This window comes from Acinetobacter boissieri (assembly GCF_900096955.1).
Taxonomy (GTDB): Bacteria; Pseudomonadota; Gammaproteobacteria; order Pseudomonadales; family Moraxellaceae; genus Acinetobacter; species Acinetobacter boissieri.
Window position 1 is genome coordinate 37,804 of the sequence record NZ_FMYL01000003.1, and the last position, 17,121, is coordinate 54,924.

At 37.4% G+C, this 17,121-nt stretch carries 18 protein-coding genes; 13 read left to right on the forward strand and 5 right to left on the reverse strand.

Annotated features, from left to right (window positions below):
* Nucleotides 1-124: 124 nt before the first annotated feature.
* The 5 genes from BLS38_RS03740 (at nucleotide 125) to BLS38_RS03765 (ending at nucleotide 3,098) form a co-directional block, all read left to right on the forward strand.
* On the forward strand, nucleotides 125-943 hold the full coding sequence (locus BLS38_RS03740) for a hypothetical protein (protein WP_092747004.1): 819 nt from the start codon (nucleotides 125-127) through the stop codon (nucleotides 941-943).
* Nucleotides 940-1,629: a hypothetical protein gene (locus BLS38_RS03745; RefSeq protein WP_092747005.1), complete on the forward strand. Its 690-nt coding sequence runs from the start codon at nucleotides 940-942 to the stop codon at nucleotides 1,627-1,629. Before BLS38_RS03740 ends, BLS38_RS03745 begins: the two co-directional genes overlap by 4 nt.
* A 203-nt stretch (nucleotides 1,630-1,832) precedes the next feature.
* Complete coding sequence (locus BLS38_RS03755) at nucleotides 1,833-2,120, forward strand: phage holin family protein (RefSeq protein ID WP_092747007.1); 288 nt, start codon at nucleotides 1,833-1,835, stop codon at nucleotides 2,118-2,120.
* Nucleotides 2,104-2,616, forward strand: a complete 513-nt coding sequence (locus BLS38_RS03760; protein WP_092747008.1) for a glycoside hydrolase family protein — start codon at nucleotides 2,104-2,106, stop codon at nucleotides 2,614-2,616. The genes BLS38_RS03755 and BLS38_RS03760 overlap by 17 nt, the downstream gene beginning before the upstream one ends.
* The gene (locus BLS38_RS03765) at nucleotides 2,613-3,098 is read left to right on the forward strand and encodes a hypothetical protein (RefSeq protein ID WP_092747009.1); all 486 of its coding nucleotides are present in this window, start codon (nucleotides 2,613-2,615) and stop codon (nucleotides 3,096-3,098) included. Before BLS38_RS03760 ends, BLS38_RS03765 begins: the two co-directional genes overlap by 4 nt.
* Here the strand turns inward: BLS38_RS03765 and BLS38_RS03770 are convergent, their stop codons facing one another.
* The 3 genes from BLS38_RS03770 to BLS38_RS03780 all read right to left on the reverse strand — a co-directional run bounded on the left by BLS38_RS03770 (nucleotide 3,099) and on the right by BLS38_RS03780 (nucleotide 6,094).
* Entirely contained in the window at nucleotides 3,099-3,563 is a 465-nt protein-coding gene (locus tag BLS38_RS03770; protein WP_092747010.1) for a hypothetical protein, read from the reverse strand.
* Between the two features lie 63 nt (nucleotides 3,564-3,626).
* Nucleotides 3,627-4,469, reverse strand: coding sequence for a hypothetical protein (locus BLS38_RS03775; protein ID WP_092747011.1), 843 nt, complete (start codon nucleotides 4,467-4,469; stop codon nucleotides 3,627-3,629).
* A gap of 23 nt (nucleotides 4,470-4,492) precedes the next feature.
* Complete coding sequence (locus tag BLS38_RS03780; protein WP_092747012.1) at nucleotides 4,493-6,094, reverse strand: tyrosine-type recombinase/integrase; 1,602 nt, start codon at nucleotides 6,092-6,094, stop codon at nucleotides 4,493-4,495.
* A 120-nt stretch (nucleotides 6,095-6,214) separates the two neighbouring features.
* On the opposite strand from BLS38_RS03780, the gene dusB reads away from it, so the two are divergent.
* From dusB to BLS38_RS03815, 7 genes are all read left to right on the forward strand, one after another.
* A complete protein-coding gene (gene dusB, locus BLS38_RS03785) occupies nucleotides 6,215-7,258 on the forward strand; it encodes a tRNA dihydrouridine synthase DusB (protein WP_425283459.1) in 1,044 nt (347 codons plus the stop codon).
* Nucleotides 7,259-7,274: 16 nt separating this feature from the next.
* Nucleotides 7,275-8,102, forward strand: a complete 828-nt coding sequence (locus BLS38_RS03790; RefSeq protein WP_092747014.1) for a MaoC family dehydratase — start codon at nucleotides 7,275-7,277, stop codon at nucleotides 8,100-8,102.
* A 392-nt stretch (nucleotides 8,103-8,494) separates the two neighbouring features.
* Nucleotides 8,495-10,399, forward strand: a complete 1,905-nt coding sequence (gene dnaX, locus BLS38_RS03795) for a DNA polymerase III subunit gamma/tau (RefSeq protein WP_092747015.1) — start codon at nucleotides 8,495-8,497, stop codon at nucleotides 10,397-10,399.
* A 17-nt stretch (nucleotides 10,400-10,416) separates the two neighbouring features.
* Nucleotides 10,417-10,917 (forward strand): low molecular weight protein-tyrosine-phosphatase, encoded by a 501-nt coding sequence (locus BLS38_RS03800; protein WP_092747016.1) that lies wholly within the window; start codon nucleotides 10,417-10,419, stop codon nucleotides 10,915-10,917.
* Nucleotides 10,918-10,925: 8 nt separating this feature from the next.
* On the forward strand, nucleotides 10,926-11,954 hold the full coding sequence (gene murB, locus BLS38_RS03805; protein ID WP_092747017.1) for a UDP-N-acetylmuramate dehydrogenase: 1,029 nt from the start codon (nucleotides 10,926-10,928) through the stop codon (nucleotides 11,952-11,954).
* A 16-nt stretch (nucleotides 11,955-11,970) separates the two neighbouring features.
* Entirely contained in the window at nucleotides 11,971-13,116 is a 1,146-nt protein-coding gene (locus tag BLS38_RS03810; protein ID WP_092747230.1) for a YdcF family protein, read from the forward strand.
* A complete protein-coding gene (locus tag BLS38_RS03815) occupies nucleotides 13,117-14,145 on the forward strand; it encodes an alpha/beta hydrolase (RefSeq protein WP_092747018.1) in 1,029 nt (342 codons plus the stop codon).
* Here BLS38_RS03815 and BLS38_RS03820 read toward each other — a convergent pair.
* Both BLS38_RS03820 and BLS38_RS03825 read right to left on the reverse strand, forming a co-directional pair.
* Entirely contained in the window at nucleotides 14,142-15,320 is a 1,179-nt protein-coding gene (locus tag BLS38_RS03820) for a cupin domain-containing protein (RefSeq protein WP_092747019.1), read from the reverse strand. The genes BLS38_RS03815 and BLS38_RS03820 overlap by 4 nt on opposite strands.
* Before the next feature lie 81 nt (nucleotides 15,321-15,401).
* The gene (locus BLS38_RS03825) at nucleotides 15,402-15,785 is read right to left on the reverse strand and encodes a DUF2237 family protein (RefSeq protein WP_092747020.1); all 384 of its coding nucleotides are present in this window, start codon (nucleotides 15,783-15,785) and stop codon (nucleotides 15,402-15,404) included.
* 143 nt (nucleotides 15,786-15,928) lie between these two features.
* Between BLS38_RS03825 and BLS38_RS03830 the strand changes: the two genes are divergently transcribed.
* Nucleotides 15,929-17,113 (forward strand): phosphoglycerate kinase, encoded by a 1,185-nt coding sequence (locus BLS38_RS03830; protein ID WP_092747021.1) that lies wholly within the window; start codon nucleotides 15,929-15,931, stop codon nucleotides 17,111-17,113.
* The last annotated feature ends 8 nt before the right edge of the window (nucleotides 17,114-17,121 follow it).

Sequence of the window (17,121 nt, forward strand, 5' to 3'; positions counted from 1 at the left end):
AGACTCTTCTGAGTAAATGGCGGTGTAAGATTTTCTTACGCCGCTTTTTGCATATTGGAACACCCAAAAACCCATAAAATAATCACTTTAAAATGGCAGTTAAGAAATTAATTAAACTTCCATTATGTCTGATCAACTTTTAGCAACAGCTGCTGCTGACAATCAGCAAAGTCATCAACAACAAAAAAATAATACGAGTGTGGTTTACACATCAATTTCACCACATAAATTAGTGACATTCACTTTGCTTGATGACAAAGAAAAAACCACGAGCACGGCAGTGAGTGCGTTGTTTGTTGAAGGCGAAATGGCATTAGAAAGCCAATGGCAGACTCCATTTGAAAACTCGAACCCTGAACATAAGTTACCGACCCTTATGGCCGGGTTACAGTCTGGGCAACTTATGGAAACATTGGGTAGTGTTGCCGGTGGTGTGTTAGGAAATGCCGCTGGTAGTGCGGTATCGGCGGTGACCGATCCTATTTTAGGGACATTACAAAAGTTGGCAGATAGTGCAAAAGGGCGAACTAATCTCACCAAAGTAAATACAGAGCAAATCTTTCTAAGTACCCAGTCGGTACGTTTAACAATGACTGTCTTTTTGATTGCCATTGAAGATGCAGTTTCTGAAGTTGAAGAGATTATTCAAACATTGCAAGCGTGGTGCTTACCGCAAGAGTTATACGCTGGAACTCTTGTGCAAGGCATGAGTGATTCTAAGCTAGATAACAAACTATTTCCAAGTTCTATACCGCCTTTTATCTCATTAACGTTACATGGCAAAACCTATACGCCGTTTATTTTAGAGAGTGTATCAACGCCACTTGGTGGTGCAATTGATAAAAATGGGAATAGGTTAAATGCGACATTAAGCCTCAACCTTGTAAGTAAAACCGCTTGGGATGCTAAAGATATTTCTAAGTTATATGGTGGATCAAAATGATTACTTTCAACCCAATCACTATACATGATCAGCATTATCAAATGCATGAGATTAGCTTTAATGATGCACTAAAAGTGTCAGTTATTCCTCAGATACAGAATGAGCGCCGTTTGAGTGAGTTTTTACGAGCCACTTTGAAAGGCACTGTAGATCCATTAAAAATGACAGTACAAGAGCGGTATTTTTTATTGCTGAAGTATTTGGAAACACAGTCCGATACCTTGCTTGGTGTTGATGTGGATTTTTCTAAATTTTTAGGTGATAGCGCAAACTTTAAAACGTGTTTCAAACATGAGGACGTCTCTTTACGTCTAATCACAGGATTAGAGGCGGAGTATTTAGAGGCTAAGTGTAAAAGTGTTGCTGAGTGGATCGCATGTTGTATGGCTATACAGCTTTCTTACGTAGAGCATGATGTGTTGAAAGGTTTTTTAGATCCAGTGGCCTCAAGTTTTGAAGAAGGCTTCATGAAACGTTTGAATTATTTAAAAGATTTGCCGTTAAGTGAGTTTGAGGCTTATTTCGATGATTTCAAGATGTTATCTGAAGATACAGGGCTAATGATCGATATTGGCTTAGATAGTGATGGATTTACTGTAAGAGGTACAGATGATGCTCCTATGCGATTTTGTACCTCTAGTTGCTTTTTCGGATTGTTCAAAGACTTGGACCAATATTCTCATTGAAAAGTGCTATGTGCTGGGCTTTGACAGCGGTATTGCGATGAATCATGTCATGGATATGCCTCTCAGCTTTGATTACAGCTTTTATAAGTCAGAAGCATGGACCACGGCGAAAAAGATCGTTAAACAAAAATCAGATGAAAAATTGGCTTTATTCAAAGCTCTCAATGAAGTAATCAAATCTAATAATGTCAAAAGGTAGAACAATGACAGATCGGCAACAACTGCTAGATACAGCAAGTACAGCATTTACAAGTAAAACAACAATAACTGCAGCATATACAACGACTGGTGCGGGGATTGTATCTGCAATTTCACAACTTGATGTTGTTGCAAAAATAGGTATTTCTATTGCCCTGGTTAGTCTTGCATTTACAGCATTTAGCTTTTTTATGAATTGGCGTTACAAGCATAAACAAGATCAACGTGCAGATGAGTTACACCGTCTAGAAATAGAAAAAAAGAAGGCGGAGCTAAATGAATACAAGAGATAGAGTAATCGCTACACTTTTAGGGGTTTCTAGTTTAATGATTGCGGGCATAAAGATAGATGAGGGTTATACATCTATTCCTACCATTCCAACAAAGGGTGATGTTCCGACACTTGGCCATGGCACGACAATATATCCAAATGGTATGCCTGTAAAAATGACAGATAAACCCATCACACGTGAAAAAGCAGATTATTACTTACGTCATCACGTATCTAAAATTGAAAAACAGTTTAAACAATCGATACCGAATGTCGAGCTGTCTCAAGCTGAATATGACGTGTATATCGACTTTGTTTATCAGTTTGGCATAGGCACATTCAACAAGTCATCTATTCGTTCAAGCTTAATTAAGGGTAATTACGTACAAGCATGTAAATCGCTTTTGAAGTATCGGTTTACTGCAGGGCGTGATTGTTCAATCAGATCCAATAATTGTTATGGCGTATATACACGTCAGCTCAAACGCTATGACAAATGTATAGGTGAGAATCAATGATCTATTTAGCAGTTGTTTTGAAGTTCTGGCGAGAGTGCATCATTGCATTACTCGCTTTTTTATTCACTGTCTGTCTGTTGTATCTCAATCATAAAGACATTGAGATACAACAGCAGAAACTTGATCATGCGAGTTATGTGCAGAAACAGACTGAAGCACTGGTTCAAGCCCAAGCCAATGCTCGAAAGATTGAACAAGATTATGCAAAAAAAGCACTCGAAGCGGAGAGAAACTACAGTGAAAAAATTAAACAAATCTCACATGATGCTCGTATTGCTGAGTCTCATGCTAACAGCTTGTCAAAGCAACTTGCCATTGCACACAAACGTCTGTCCACAGCTACTAGAGAAGCCAGTGACGAGTACACAAAAACACTCTCAAACGTATTCGATCAGTGCGTCACAGAATATAGAAAGATGGCGGAAAGAGCTGATGGACACGAAGCTGATGCAGAGCGAATAAGCGAGAATTGGACTAAATGACTATTTGAGCTCTGCTGTATGGGACTTATACCAACTTATTAATCCTATAATAGTTGAAATTATACCTACAGCAAAAACAATTATTGTTATGAAAAGCCAAAAATTCCTTATTCTTTCAAATAAAACCAAGTTGTTAGATGCTTCTAGCATGTCAAGAGTGGCTTGTCTGATAATTGGATCATATTTCTCAACATCTTTTAGACTTTTGTTAATCTCAGTTTTATATTTTTTTGGGTCTTCCTTATTTTTAATTGCATTATTATAAATTTCAGCTCCTCTGTTTACTGCATTAGAATAGTCTTTATACTTATATTGAACATCTTGAGCAATAACCATCGCTTTAATTCTTGCATGTTCGGCTTTCTCATAATTTGTAACGGATATATTTACCGCCCAAAATAATAGAAACATACCCCCTATGGTTAGAAACTTATCGAAACGATCAGTAGGTAACGAAAATGTCATATATTTTCCAATCTGATAAATATTACTAGTAAAGTAATTATTATCTGTATGTGGTTAAATTGATTATATTTTATTTGAATATTTCTCTAAGGTTTTTTTATCACTTAGTTTAGAAATTATTTCATTATGGTTAAGATCTTTAAGTTTTTTGATAATATTTTCTATATAATCCTTGGTATAAGTATGATTTTCTTCTCTGGTATATATTATAATTTTATGACAGACCATACCAAAGAGAAATATTATCAGGAATATGCCTGAAAATATTATTAATGGGCTATGGTCGAATGGGTTTAACAATACAATATTTATTAGGCCTAGTGCTATTAGAGCACTAGGAACTATAGTTTTTGATCTAGAAAACCATTTTTCTCCATTCTTAACTCTTATCCATTCATTTTTTAGGAGGATTAATAAGTTTGCATTTAATAAATTCATATATTCTTTACTAGGGTTACTATTTTTATTTAAAAAATCTTCATAAATAATTTTTATTAACTCTTTTAAGATTCGATCATATATATCTTTTCCACTTAACTTCATATCAATATTCATGTATTTCTCATGAATATTATATTTTAAGTCATTTTTATGTTTTTTCTCCTCAGATTTTAAATCAGCTGATTTGAAATCCGAATATCTTTGTTGTTGTTGTTGTTGTTCTTCTTCTTTGAGATCATCTAATAAATTAATGCTACTAATAAAAATAGCTATATCTTCTCGTAGTTCATTAATCCAATTTTGGCGAAACTGTGAAACACTATTTTCTTTAGTAACGACCATAGTAATAAATGCAATAGTTGCTGCAATGATTGCAGCAACTATTGCCCCTACCGCTACCCATGGTATATTTGATGATGGAGAGTTTACTGGAAATTCAAAAATGTAAGATATAAATTGGAGCATTAGGTGCCTATAATATTACTAGATTATTTTATGAGATGTAGTCTTTCATCAAGATAGTAGTTATCTGATATATCAATCCAAGCCTCTAGCTCTTGATCAAACTCAAGCACTCTGTTTTTAAATAATCGAATGACACGATTATTTTTAAATGAAAAGTGGGACGCTTCTTTTGGAAGTTCAGACCAATCGACTATACCATTTTCAGTAAACCAATCTAGCCAAGCAATTTGGATCTCAGCAATATAAAACTCTTGCTTATCCTTATTCCAAGCAAAAGGCTGTTTGGTATCTAACTTTTTAACATGCTTACGAATAAAAAACTTATCTTGTTTATGCTGCTCGATAAACTCATTTAGTTGAGCTTTAATAAAGGAGTAGGGTGTGATGATTTCATCACTACGGTTTAGGCCAAATGCTTCAAATTGGTCCATATTGGAATAACTACGTTGTGTCTTGTTCCATTCTTTATAATGGGTATTAAATCCCTCTTCAGCATTATGTAGTGCTTCTTCAAATTCTAATCTGTGACCACGTTTTTTTAGGTTTACATAGCGTTTAAGTGTATTCCAAGACTCGTGCAGGGTGATTGTTTGTAGTTTTGGAATAGAAAAGCCATCTTCGGCATAGCGTGTTGCCGCTTCATGTCTCAGATCATGGAAACGTAGATCCTCTATGCCGCATGCTTTACATGCACGAGTAAAAAATGATGAAACAGTACGAGAGCTGACAGGAATTAGTAAATTTGCATCATATCCCAATTCAAGCATTCTAGATCTCGTATCACCCTCCATGAATAAATTAACCAAGTGAATAGCTTTAGGCTCTAGGTGGGCATATTTATGATTTCCCTCAGAGCCATCAGGGTGTTTAGCATCTCTAACAAGCCACTGAGAGTTATATTGATCGTAGTCATTCAGCCGTAGTGAACATATTTCATTTTCTCTACGTCCAGAGTAAATTGCGAACCAAATAATAAGATGCATCGGTACAGATCGTTTTTCTCTTTTCCAACTTTTATAAAAGTGAGTTGTGAGTGCCTGAAGTTCTTGGCTTGTTGGTAATCTATCTCTAGTTTTACTTTTGGTCACAATTCTAGATTTACGTAAGCCTACTAAAGCCTTTTCATATTCATTGATGACACCTTCAACATCTTCACCCCACACATATTCAGCATGGACCAAGACCGCTTTAACGTGACTTAGCTCTTTAAGAACAGTTGAGGGAGCAACACCTTCAAGTCCGATAGATGGATCGCCTTTTCTACGATAGAGTGCATGATCTGAAAAATCTTGTCTGGTTAATGAATAGATATTTTTCTCGGAAATGCTTAAACTAGCTAGGTAGTTAAGCGTCCAAGTTTTTGTTCTAGCAAAGCCGTCTGCTTCATCTAAATATTTTTTGATCAGATCTTTTAATGTTTTGTATTTAGCTGCCGATTCAGGATTCAATAACTCGGGATTAACCAGTATCTCTGCTTCAATTCTTTTTATCCAATCTTTGGCATCATTTTCTTTGTTGAAAGTCCTGGTCTTATTGAATGTGGTTTTATCTGGTCTTTTAATTCGTATTTGTGCTGTATATGTAAATTTGCCATCTACTTTTTGACGCTTTGTAATGGTTCCCATGCTATTTATACCTAAATTTGGTGCTAAAAATTATGCATTGCTACAAATGAAAAAATTGTAGCATTATTTTAGCAATGGATAGTATAGAATCATTGAAAATGTTTAAGAATCATTGAGAATATAGGAAACTATAAATTGAGTAAAAACAAAGTAGTTACAGAATTGTTTGATAAATCAATAGATAAGAAGATTTGGGTTGCACCGATGGCAGGTGTTACAGATCGTCCATTTAGAACGCTTTGTAAGTACTTCGGGGCTGGCCATGCGGTAAGTGAAATGATGACATCAGATAAAACATTACGCATGAGTAAAAAGAGTTTGTATCGCGCAAATTTTGATGGTGAAATCGCACCTATTTCTGCACAAATTGCAGGATCAGATCCTATTGAACTGGCTGAGGCTGCACGCTACCAAGTGGCAAATGGTGCTCAAATTGTAGACATTAATATGGGGTGCCCCGCTAAAAAAGTATGTAATAAGCTTGCAGGTTCTGCATTACTACAAGATGAAAATCTTGTCGCACGTATTTTAGATACGGTTGTAGCTGCTGTAGATGTTCCTGTGACATTAAAAACACGACTTGGTTTCTCAAATGGTCAGGAAAATATTTTACGTATAGCTTTACGAGCCGAGCAAGCAGGTATTTCTGCCTTAGCATTACACGGTCGCACTCGTGAGGATATGTATTTAAACAATGCCCGCTATGATTTAATAAAAGTAGTAAAACAGACTGTGAGTATACCTATTATTGCAAATGGTGATATTGACTCACCTGAAAAAGCTAAGCAAGTGCTTCATGAAACGGGTGCCGATGCATTAATGATTGGTCGTGCTGCACAAGGTCGACCATGGATTTTTCGAGAGATTTCACATTATCTTAAAACAGGTAAGCATATTGCTGCGCCTGAAATAATTGAAGTACGAGATGTTCTACTAGGCCATTTGTCTGAGTTGTATGATTTTTACGGCGAGTATTCAGGGTGCCGTATCGCAAGAAAACATATTTCTTGGTATACCAAAGGATTACGTGGTAGTAATCAATTTAGACAAGATATGTATCAAGTTGAAAATACTGCAGATCAAGCCCAAGTCGTGGAGCAGTATTTTACGCAACTACTTGATTTTGGTTTAAGAATTGATGATATACAAACTGAGATAGCCTAATTTTAAAGGAAATAAAGTGAAAGTTCGTTGCTTTAATCGACTGCCTAAAGCGTATTTAACCTATCCGGCTATAATTAAGGGTATATTTAAAAATAAGAAAGTTTCCGCTGAGCAAATTGTATTACCTGACGTATCTTATGAGGTTGCACCGTGTTTAGTACAACCAAAGCATTTAGTTACATATAATGAAATCTGTGGTTTTAAAAATGATGGCTATATTCCTGCTATATACTTTGCAATGCGCGCACAAATTTTACATATGTATATGATGACAAAAGAAAATTTCCCAATTGCAGTCATGGAGTTAATTCATGATAAAAATCAAGTCATACAGTATCAACGACTTAATGCAAATGTGGCTTACAAAATAACGTGTCAGTTTGGAAATGCTGTTCAGACAGAAAATGGTATTTTAATTGAATTTGTGAGCTTTATTTATGAGCAAGATCGTATAGTTGCAGAATCAAAAAGTACTTATTTGAAACCAAAGCACAAAGATAGATTCAAATACTTAAACATTAAGACACAAACTATTGCACAATGGAGAGTCACACAATCTTTAATTCGCCGTTATGCGTTTATTTCAGGTGACTTTAATGTAGTACATTTACATGATCTCGGTGCCAAAGCTTTTGGATTAGATCAAGCTATTGCACATGGTATGTGGAGCCAAGCAAGTATGATGGCGAGACTAAATTTACCAGCGTACTATGATTTTACGGTGTCTTTTAATAGTCCTTTATATATAGGGCAAGATGTTGTACTTTCATTAAGCAATTCAGATAACTATTTATTTGATCGGCAAACGCACCAAATTTATGTATCTGGTCACCTCAAGACATGACTCGGTTTTTTAAATAGCCTAAGCTATTTTTTAAAATTTAATTATACTGTTTTAATTTAAATTCATAATTAGAAAAAAATGCCATTTCAGATTGAGAAAAAGTGCTAAATCTATTTCAAATTGAACAACAATGATTGGATTTTAATATCAATATTTATTTATAACCTAGGTTAAATACATTAATAAAGATAGTCAGATCACTTATCAATGATTTGTATTGTACTTACTATATAAAAACTAAATTTAATTTAAACCCCGATGCCGAGCTTTTCTACCAATCAAGTAAAGCGAAAATTTAAATAGACTGCTTAAAATTAAGTGAATCAGAACGTTAGTGAGTTCACTATTCGGTAGAAAAACAGTATGCTTATAGCTGTAGTCAGGGAGCATTCATGTATCAGGTTCTAGCAAGAAAATATCGTCCACGTAACTTCAACGAGTTGGTTGGACAAAACCATGTGTCTAGAGCGCTTACCAGTGCTTTAGAGCGAGGACGTTTGCATCATGCTTACTTATTTACTGGCACACGTGGTGTGGGTAAAACAACCATTGCTCGAATTTTAGCTAAATGTTTGAACTGCGAAACAGGCGTTACTTCAACACCATGTGAGCAGTGCAATACCTGTAAAGCTGTTAATGAAGGGCGTTTTATTGACTTAATTGAAATAGATGCCGCATCTCGTACCAGAGTAGAAGATACCCGAGAACTATTAGATAACGTTCCTTATGCACCAACGCAAGGCCGTTTCAAAGTGTACTTGATTGATGAAGTACACATGCTCTCAACACATTCATTTAATGCACTTCTTAAAACATTAGAAGAACCGCCTGCACACGTTAAATTTTTATTTGCAACGACAGATCCACAAAAACTACCTGTAACGATAATTTCTCGTTGCTTACAGTTTACTTTGCGTCCACTAGATATGACTGAAATTAGTCAACATCTGGTCACAATTTTAGACAAAGAGCAAATTGGTTATGAGTCAGATGCGTTGTGGCAGCTTGCTGAGGCAGCACAAGGTTCTGTACGTGATTCATTGTCATTAACAGACCAAGCGATTGCATATGGGCAAGGTCAGATAAATCACCAAGATGTCAAAGACATGTTGGGCTTAATCGATCGGTCTATTATTTACGATTTAATTTTAGCGATTCATGAGAACCAACAACAAAAAGTCGCTCAATTACTTTTACAGTTTAGACAACAAGCTTTAGACGTAGCCTTGGTACTTGATCAGTTAATATCGACGTTACATGAATTGGCACTCATACAATACTTACCTGATTTATCATTGCAGTATAGCCAAGATATTAATCAAAAAATTAAGCATCTTGCACAGTGTATATCGGCGCAAGATTTACAACTTTATTATCAAATTTCAAGTAAAGCACGCGCAGAGTTGTCGTGGGCGGTCACGCAAGAGCAAGGCTTTGAAATGTGTGTATTGAGGTTGTTAGCATTCAAACCTTTGGCAATTAATGAATATATTCCACCAAAAATAAATCACGCAACAGTAAGCACATCAGACATACTCACGACTGATACGACTGATACGACTGATACGACTGATACGACTGATACGACTGATACGACTGATACGACTGATACGACTGATACGACTGATACGACTGAAAAAATTAATTTTGAGATTAATGCTGAAACATTGGTCTCAGTAGATGTACCTTCACAACATACAGCTGTAAATTTACCATATGTCGCGCCACAAAAAGAGATTTTCCCTTTTTCTTTAGATGAAATGGGCAGTCTTGATGTTGAACAGGAAGTTATTTCTGAACCATTCAGCGATGGGTTTGAATCACATATAGCACTAGAAGAAAATACTCCAATACGAGTACAGCAACCCGAAGTTGACTTAACACCACAGCAAATTTTACAAATACCACAGCAAACCATGTCGGGTGAGTGGAACGTTGAGAAGTGGGAATATTGGTTTAGATCAAGTGAACTTTCACCTGCTATACAAAATATTGCCAGTTATGGCACCATGAGTGGTGAAGTAAATGGCGTGTCTACTTTTCATATTCCAAATGAGTATGCCAAAATTTTGCAAGAACACCAAAATGATTTTGAACAGATGCTACTCAAGACACTACCTAGCACACAATTCACCATCTTATATGGTGATGTTCATGGGACGACTGCATCAATGTTACAAGAGCATAGAAAAAAGCAAGCTTATACACGAGCAAAAACTATGTTGGAAAATGAACCTGTGATTAAAAACTTATTACACGCCTTTGATGCACAGATTGAAGATATCCAACTCAAATAAAGCTTATGAGGTTGAGTATGAAACCGTATCGTGTCCTGTGTGTATGTTTAGGAAATATTTGTAGATCACCGACTGCTGAAGAAGTATTACGTTGCATTTTAAAACAGCACCATTTAAATGTATTGGTCGATTCAGCCGGGACAAGTAACTATCATCCAAATGCTGCACCTGACCCACGTAGTCAAGCCCATGCAAAACGTAGAGGCTATGATTTGTCTACACTTAAAGCAAGACAAATACAGCTTAAAGATTGGTATGATTTCGATCTTATTTTAGCTATGGATTTAGAGAATTTAAAAGAGCTCAAAAAGTTACGGCAGCAGGCAGTTTTACAGGTCAAAGATTCATCAAAAATTGCAACATTGGCACTCATGACGGAGTCTGATGCTCACCAAACTAATCAACCGATTGAAGACCCTTATTATGGGGGTGAGCTTGGCTTTGATCAGGTGTTAGATCAATGTGAGTCTGCCAGTCAGGCATGGGCTACGTACTTTAAAAAACAACATATTGGCTAGAGAAAAACGTGCTAGAAATTCAAACCCAAGTTCAGTTGCAAGCCTTTAATACTTTAAAGCTGCCTGCAACAGTCAGTCACTATTGTAAAATTTATAGTCATATCGATGTAGAAGATGCTTTAAATTTTGCAGATGAAGCACAACTAAACTGTGTGATTTTGTCTGGTGGCAGTAATATGTTACTACCTGAGCATTTAAATGCATTAATACTGCATATGCATATACAAGGTATTTCTGTAGTAACAGAAACATCAGCAGATATTACAGTTGATGTTGCAGCAGGTGAAAATTGGCATACATTTGTGTTATATAGCACAGCGCAAAAATGGTATGGATTACAAAATCTAGCTTTAATCCCTGGATTAGTTGGTGCATCACCTGTACAAAATATTGGTGCATATGGAGTAGAAGTTGGGGAGTTTATTGAATCCGTACAAGTCTATGACCGCATAACAAAACAGTACGTTTGTTTAGCTGCACATGAGTGTCAATTTGCATATAGGCAAAGTATTTTTAAACAAGACCTTACACGTTATATTATTCTCTCTGTTCGTTTTAAGTTATCTAGAACACCATATTTAAATTTGGCATATGGCGACTTAAAAGCAGCAGTTGGCGATGAAAAAACAGCAGAAAACTTGCAGTCACAAGTGATTAAAATTAGACAAAGTAAGTTGCCAGACCCCGAACAATATCCAAATGCAGGGAGTTTTTTTAAGAATCCAATCATTACACACACACAATATCAACAATTGAGTGTTCAATTTCCGAACATGCCAAACTATCTGCAGCCAGATGGATATGTTAAGGTCGCAGCAGGTTGGCTTATTGAACAAGTCGGCTGGAAAGGGCGTAAACATGGTGCTGTAGGTATGTTTGAACGCCAAGCCTTGGTTTTAGTAAATTATGACCAAGCTGGCTTACAAGAAGTTCAACACACGTATGCTTTGGTACAGCACGCTGTGCAACAGCAATTTTCGATTTGGCTTGAACCAGAGCCTGTCAGATTTTTACCCAATGGCACAATTGCCTCGTAGATAGATTTAACTCATGATGTCAAAAACCATTCAGCAATTACTTAAACTCATAAAATGGACTGTATGGCTGGCCATATTATGTGTTTGTATTGCTGTATTTGTGTTTACGCCATTTTACTCAAAGTCAGTTCTATTTATACTTAACCATATTGTTTCTGTTGAAGTAAATGTTGTTGCTGCTAAAAGTCAGCAAATTGCAGCACTGAGCGAGCATAACGATTTAGAGCCAGGTTCTGCCTTATGGATTGCGCGCCAAGCCTATTTGAAAGTACTCCAAGACACTGCACAAAAAGAAGATATCAACAGCTTGAATGTCATTGCACAGCGCTATCAAGTCTTGGAAAAGCAAATACAAAAAACAACCTTAGATGAAGAAGAAAGTGCATCGGAAGTCGTACAAACTAAGAATGCCTCAGAGCCACTCAGCCATACTGAACATGGTCAACATGTGCATCTTAAACAAAAGATGCAACAAGAAGTTCTTGCGCTGAGCGCAACACATAGTGATGAAAACACCCAAGCCATGCTTGATAAATATGACTACTTTTTAAAGCATTATCCAATTGATAAGCCAATATCACCTGTAACAGATCAGATGACGCAAGATTTAAAAAAATTATCTACAACAACCACTGAAGTCAGAGCTGACCCGGCTAAACCTTCTGCAATTGTTGTGCTTGGTGGTGGTTTAACTTTAGATAAAGCGACAAAAAAAATAATGGTGAATAATTATACACGCTTAAGACTGGAAACCACGTTACAGATAGAGCAACAAAACCCTCTACCCATCCTCTTAAGTGGTGTAGAGGCTCCCTATATGCAAACATGGTTACAAGCCCGTGGGGTCGATGCTAAATTACTTGAAAATAGAAGTATGAATACCTGTGAAAACTCACGGTTTAGTTCATTGTTATTGCAGAAAAAAGGTGGTGCGCCTAATGTAATCTTAATTACAGATGCTTACCATATGCCAAGAACACGGCGCCTTTTTGCTTTAAATGGTATTGCAACAGTACCTGTGAGTGCACCAATGCCAGAACCGTTAACACAGTGGAGACCTGCTTTGCAAAATTACGACCATAGTCGCCGTGCAAACTATGAGCTTTTGGCAACAATTAGAGATATGTTATTTGGCACAAGCGACTGCCGTGAGGTTCCATAAATGACCGATATTCCATTTCTAACACCGGATATATTGCAGCAGTTAAAGCTACCTATTCCAAGCAGAGAAGGTACACCAAAAAAGCTACCAGCACTCAATTTATATCGTCCATATAAGCCAAAAGGTGAGTTGCTTGCTTATCAAAAATTATATGGCTTAGATCAATTGGTATGTGAGTATTGGCAGGGAATGATTGAACTGGCACGGTTTAAATTACATACTCAAGTATTTGCACCTAAACAGGCACCCAAAGGTACTGTATTTTTATTACATGGTTATTTAGAGCACAGCGCATTATACCAGCCATTACTGAAAGAAATTTTAGCTCAAGGTTTTAGTATTGTTACCTTCGATTTACCTGGCCACGGGTTAAGTACGGGGTCGGCTGCTAATATCGACCATTTTGACCATTACCAAGAAGTATTAGATAAGGTCTACCAATATGTGAATCATGCACCTCAGTTGCCACAGCCGTGGTTTGGTATCGGGCAAAGTACTGGCGGTGCAATTCTCATGCATCACATTTTAGAGTATGCACAACAACGAAAGAATCCTTATGTTGAGCGTGTATTGTTACTTTCGCCATTATTAAGACCTGCAAAATCTGCATGGTGGCATAATCCTGTAGGTTTAGGCATCATTCGACGTATAAAAAAACAAGTACCGAGACATTTTAGGCGTAATAATCATAACCCTGCTTTTTTACGCTTTGTGCGTTTAAAAGACCCTTTACAACCACGCATGATGGGTATGGCTTGGATTCTAGCAATGTCTAAGTGGATGCTTGAAATGGAACAAAGACCTGCATGTCGTATTCCTGTTTGGTTGGCACAAGGCGCTTTAGATCAAACGGTAGATTGGCGTTATAATATTGAATTTGTCAGAAAAAAATTTAGATTACAAACCCTTCTTATTTTAGAAGAAGGGTCGCATCAATTAATTAATGAACGAGAAGATATTCGCTCAGCGTTAACAGGATTAATTCCTGCTTTTTTACATGCCAAATCTAATGGTCGTATTTACCACTAAACAATATCTTCTTCATCTTGTGGTGGAATAAGCATAAGTACAGCATCATTAATGAACTGAAGCACTGATGAGATGCTGTCATGTGCTAAAATTTCGCTGTTTAGAGCCAATGTTTCACCATCTGCCAAGGCTTTTAATACGTCAGATTCAGACAGTAACACAGTGGTCTTTTCACCGTTACCCCAAAAAGTTACTTGATCTGCTTTTGTTTGATATAAGAGGCGTGAAGCAGGGTCGACTTGTAATTGATAACTCTCTTCAGCAACTTCTAATAAATCACTGAGCTCTAGTTCATCTGCTTCAGGAATATTGTCTGGATATTTTGGTTCAGACATCAGTTGCATAATGCCTGCATCAAAACATGTACTGTTTTTGAGAGCATCAATCAACTGCGCTTTTAAGTGTTCAAATTCAAGGGTAGACACTTCACCGATTGCAGTACTATTTTGGCGGATAACGTCAACGACAGGATTTTTAAACGCATTGTTATCTGCAAACTGATCACTCACTCGGTCAAGCATACTGGCAACGTTAGGCATACGAAAACCAAAAGAATAAGTTAAACACTCATTTTCTGCCACGCCATAGTGAGATAGTCCTGGCGGTACATAGAGTAAATCGCCCGGTTGTAGAACTTCATCAAAATGAACTTGCATGTCTGGTAAAATTTTAAGCGGTTGATTCGGGACTAAGGGAGTGTTGGCATCACACATTTGCCCCAGTTGCCAACGGCGTTCTCCGTGCCCTTGTACTAAAAAAACATCATAAAAGTCGAAGTGTTGCCCAACCGAGCCACCTTGGGGGGCATATGAGACCATAATGTCATCTCTACGCCACTGTGGAATAAAAGAAAATTTCTTCCACATCTCTGCAAGTTCTAAACTGTGCTGATCAACGGCTTGAACCAATAAAGTCCAATATTGTGGTAACTTTTTGAAATCTTTGGCTTTGAGGGGGGAGCTTTTCGTTTGCCACTGATCGTGTGCTTTGCCTTGTTGTAAAATAAGTCGTGCAGTGACATGATCTTCGAGCGCAAGTTCTTGAATATCGCTAGGTTCAAGTAATGTGACAAGCTCAGGCAGTGCATTACGAACCAATAACGGTTTTTTTTGCCAATATTCACGAAGGAAAGTTTCAGCAGATAACCCGCCAAGAACCTTAAGTGCCTGCGACATAATAATTCCATATAGTATACAAGGAGAAGATCTCGCTTATCTTAAAGCATAAGTCTACACAGATATAGCATGTGTTTGGTTTTACACTGCATAATCAAGCAAAATATCCATTGGTACATAGCTCAGCATAGAATAATGGCATGCACTGAGTTTAAGTTGAGGAGCAACGCCTGCTTCGTATGCTTCCACCCAACGTGTGACACAAATACACCAGTAATCGCCCGGTTGTAAGCCATTAAAGCCAATTTCAGGTACAGGTGTAATTAAATCATTACCAATTTTTTGAGAAAAATTTAAAAACTCAGCACTCATTAATGCACACGCAGTATGCTGTCCAAGATCACTTGGTGTAGTATGGCAAAAGCCGTTACGGAAGTAGCCCGTAATTGGGTCAAAACAACAACTGGCTAAAGGCTCGTGAAAGACGTTAGATTTATTTATTTTTGGATCAGGATGAATAGACATAAAGGCTCGAATTACACGTTTGAGTTAAAATGAAGATGATAATATTTTTTACCCATCTCTTATACTAAAGATACTAACGTTTTTACATATCTTGGTCTAAGATATATTACATTGAAGATCAAATAATACTAGGGAGTAATACAATGACATTTCAACGCATGACAGATCTTGATTTACAAGGAAAGCGTGTTCTTATTCGTGAAGACTTAAATGTACCGGTTAAACAAGGACAAATTACCAGTGACGCGCGTTTGCGTGCTGCGCTTCCAACAATTAAAACAGCACTACAAAAAGGTGCTGCTGTCATGGTGTGTTCGCATTTAGGCCGTCCTGTAGAAGGTGAGCCAAAAGCCGAGCAGTCTTTAGCACCAGTTGCTGCTTATTTGTCTGAAGCATTAGGGCAGACCGTTCGTTTAGAAACAGACTACTTAGACGGCGTTGAAGTGGAAGCAGGGCAAGTCGTATTACTTGAAAATGTTCGTTTTAACCACGGTGAAAAGAAAAACAGTGCAGAGCTTGCGCAAAAATATGCCAATCTGTGTGACGTATTTGTCATGGATGCATTTGGTACAGCACATCGTGCTGAAGCATCGACAGAAGGTGTTGCACGTTTAGCACCAAGCGCTGTAGCAGGGCCATTATTGGCCACTGAGCTTGATGCACTTGGCCGTGCTTTAAAAACACCAGCAAAGCCGATGGTTGCGATTGTTGCAGGTTCAAAAGTATCGACTAAACTAGATGTTTTAAACTCTTTATCTACTGTATGCGATCAATTGATTGTTGGTGGTGGTATTGCCAATACCTTCCTTGCAGCAGCAGGCTATAATGTGGGTAAATCACTGTATGAGCCAAGCCTGATTGATACTGCAAAAGAAATTGCAGCAAAGGTTAGTGTTCCTTTACCTGTAGATGTTGTGGTTGCAGATGCATCAGATATTGGTAGTGACTTCATGGGTTTTGTGTCAAATAGTAAAGCGATTGTGAAAAAAGTCGCTGATGTGACTGAAAATGATATGATCTTAGATGTAGGCCCAGAAACAGCAGCTACATTTGCACATTTACTGCAAACAGCTAAAACCATTTTATGGAATGGGCCAGTGGGTGTGTTTGAAGTAGAGCAATTCGGTGAAGGAACAAAAGCGTTATCTTTAGCGATTGCAAACAGTGAAGCATTTTCAATTGCAGGCGGAGGTGATACATTGGCCGCCATTGATCAATACAACGTTGCAGCAAATATTAGCTATATTTCAACTGGCGGTGGTGCATTCTTAGAGTTTGTAGAAGGCAAGACCTTGCCAGCCGTTGCAGCTTTGTTAGATCGCAGTTAATGTAAAAG

Excerpts from the sequence above, each read along its gene's own strand:
- BLS38_RS03740 (WP_092747004.1), top strand. The coding sequence starts at position 125 with ATGTCTGATCAACTTTTAGCAACAGCTGCTGCTGACAATCAGCAAAGT.
- BLS38_RS03745 (WP_092747005.1), top strand. The coding sequence starts at position 940 with ATGATTACTTTCAACCCAATCACTATACATGATCAGCATTATCAAATG.
- BLS38_RS03755 (WP_092747007.1), top strand. The coding sequence starts at position 1,833 with ATGACAGATCGGCAACAACTGCTAGATACAGCAAGTACAGCATTTACA.
- BLS38_RS03760 (WP_092747008.1), top strand. The coding sequence starts at position 2,104 with ATGAATACAAGAGATAGAGTAATCGCTACACTTTTAGGGGTTTCTAGT.
- BLS38_RS03765 (WP_092747009.1), top strand. The coding sequence starts at position 2,613 with ATGATCTATTTAGCAGTTGTTTTGAAGTTCTGGCGAGAGTGCATCATT.
- BLS38_RS03770 (WP_092747010.1), bottom strand. The coding sequence starts at position 3,563 with ATGACATTTTCGTTACCTACTGATCGTTTCGATAAGTTTCTAACCATA.
- BLS38_RS03775 (WP_092747011.1), bottom strand. The coding sequence starts at position 4,469 with ATGCTCCAATTTATATCTTACATTTTTGAATTTCCAGTAAACTCTCCA.
- BLS38_RS03780 (WP_092747012.1), bottom strand. The coding sequence starts at position 6,094 with ATGGGAACCATTACAAAGCGTCAAAAAGTAGATGGCAAATTTACATAT.
- dnaX (WP_092747015.1), top strand. The coding sequence starts at position 8,495 with ATGTATCAGGTTCTAGCAAGAAAATATCGTCCACGTAACTTCAACGAG.
- BLS38_RS03800 (WP_092747016.1), top strand. The coding sequence starts at position 10,417 with ATGAAACCGTATCGTGTCCTGTGTGTATGTTTAGGAAATATTTGTAGA.
- BLS38_RS03810 (WP_092747230.1), top strand. The coding sequence starts at position 11,971 with ATGTCAAAAACCATTCAGCAATTACTTAAACTCATAAAATGGACTGTA.
- BLS38_RS03815 (WP_092747018.1), top strand. The coding sequence starts at position 13,117 with ATGACCGATATTCCATTTCTAACACCGGATATATTGCAGCAGTTAAAG.
- BLS38_RS03820 (WP_092747019.1), bottom strand. The coding sequence starts at position 15,320 with ATGTCGCAGGCACTTAAGGTTCTTGGCGGGTTATCTGCTGAAACTTTC.
- BLS38_RS03825 (WP_092747020.1), bottom strand. The coding sequence starts at position 15,785 with ATGTCTATTCATCCTGATCCAAAAATAAATAAATCTAACGTCTTTCAC.
- BLS38_RS03830 (WP_092747021.1), top strand. The coding sequence starts at position 15,929 with ATGACATTTCAACGCATGACAGATCTTGATTTACAAGGAAAGCGTGTT.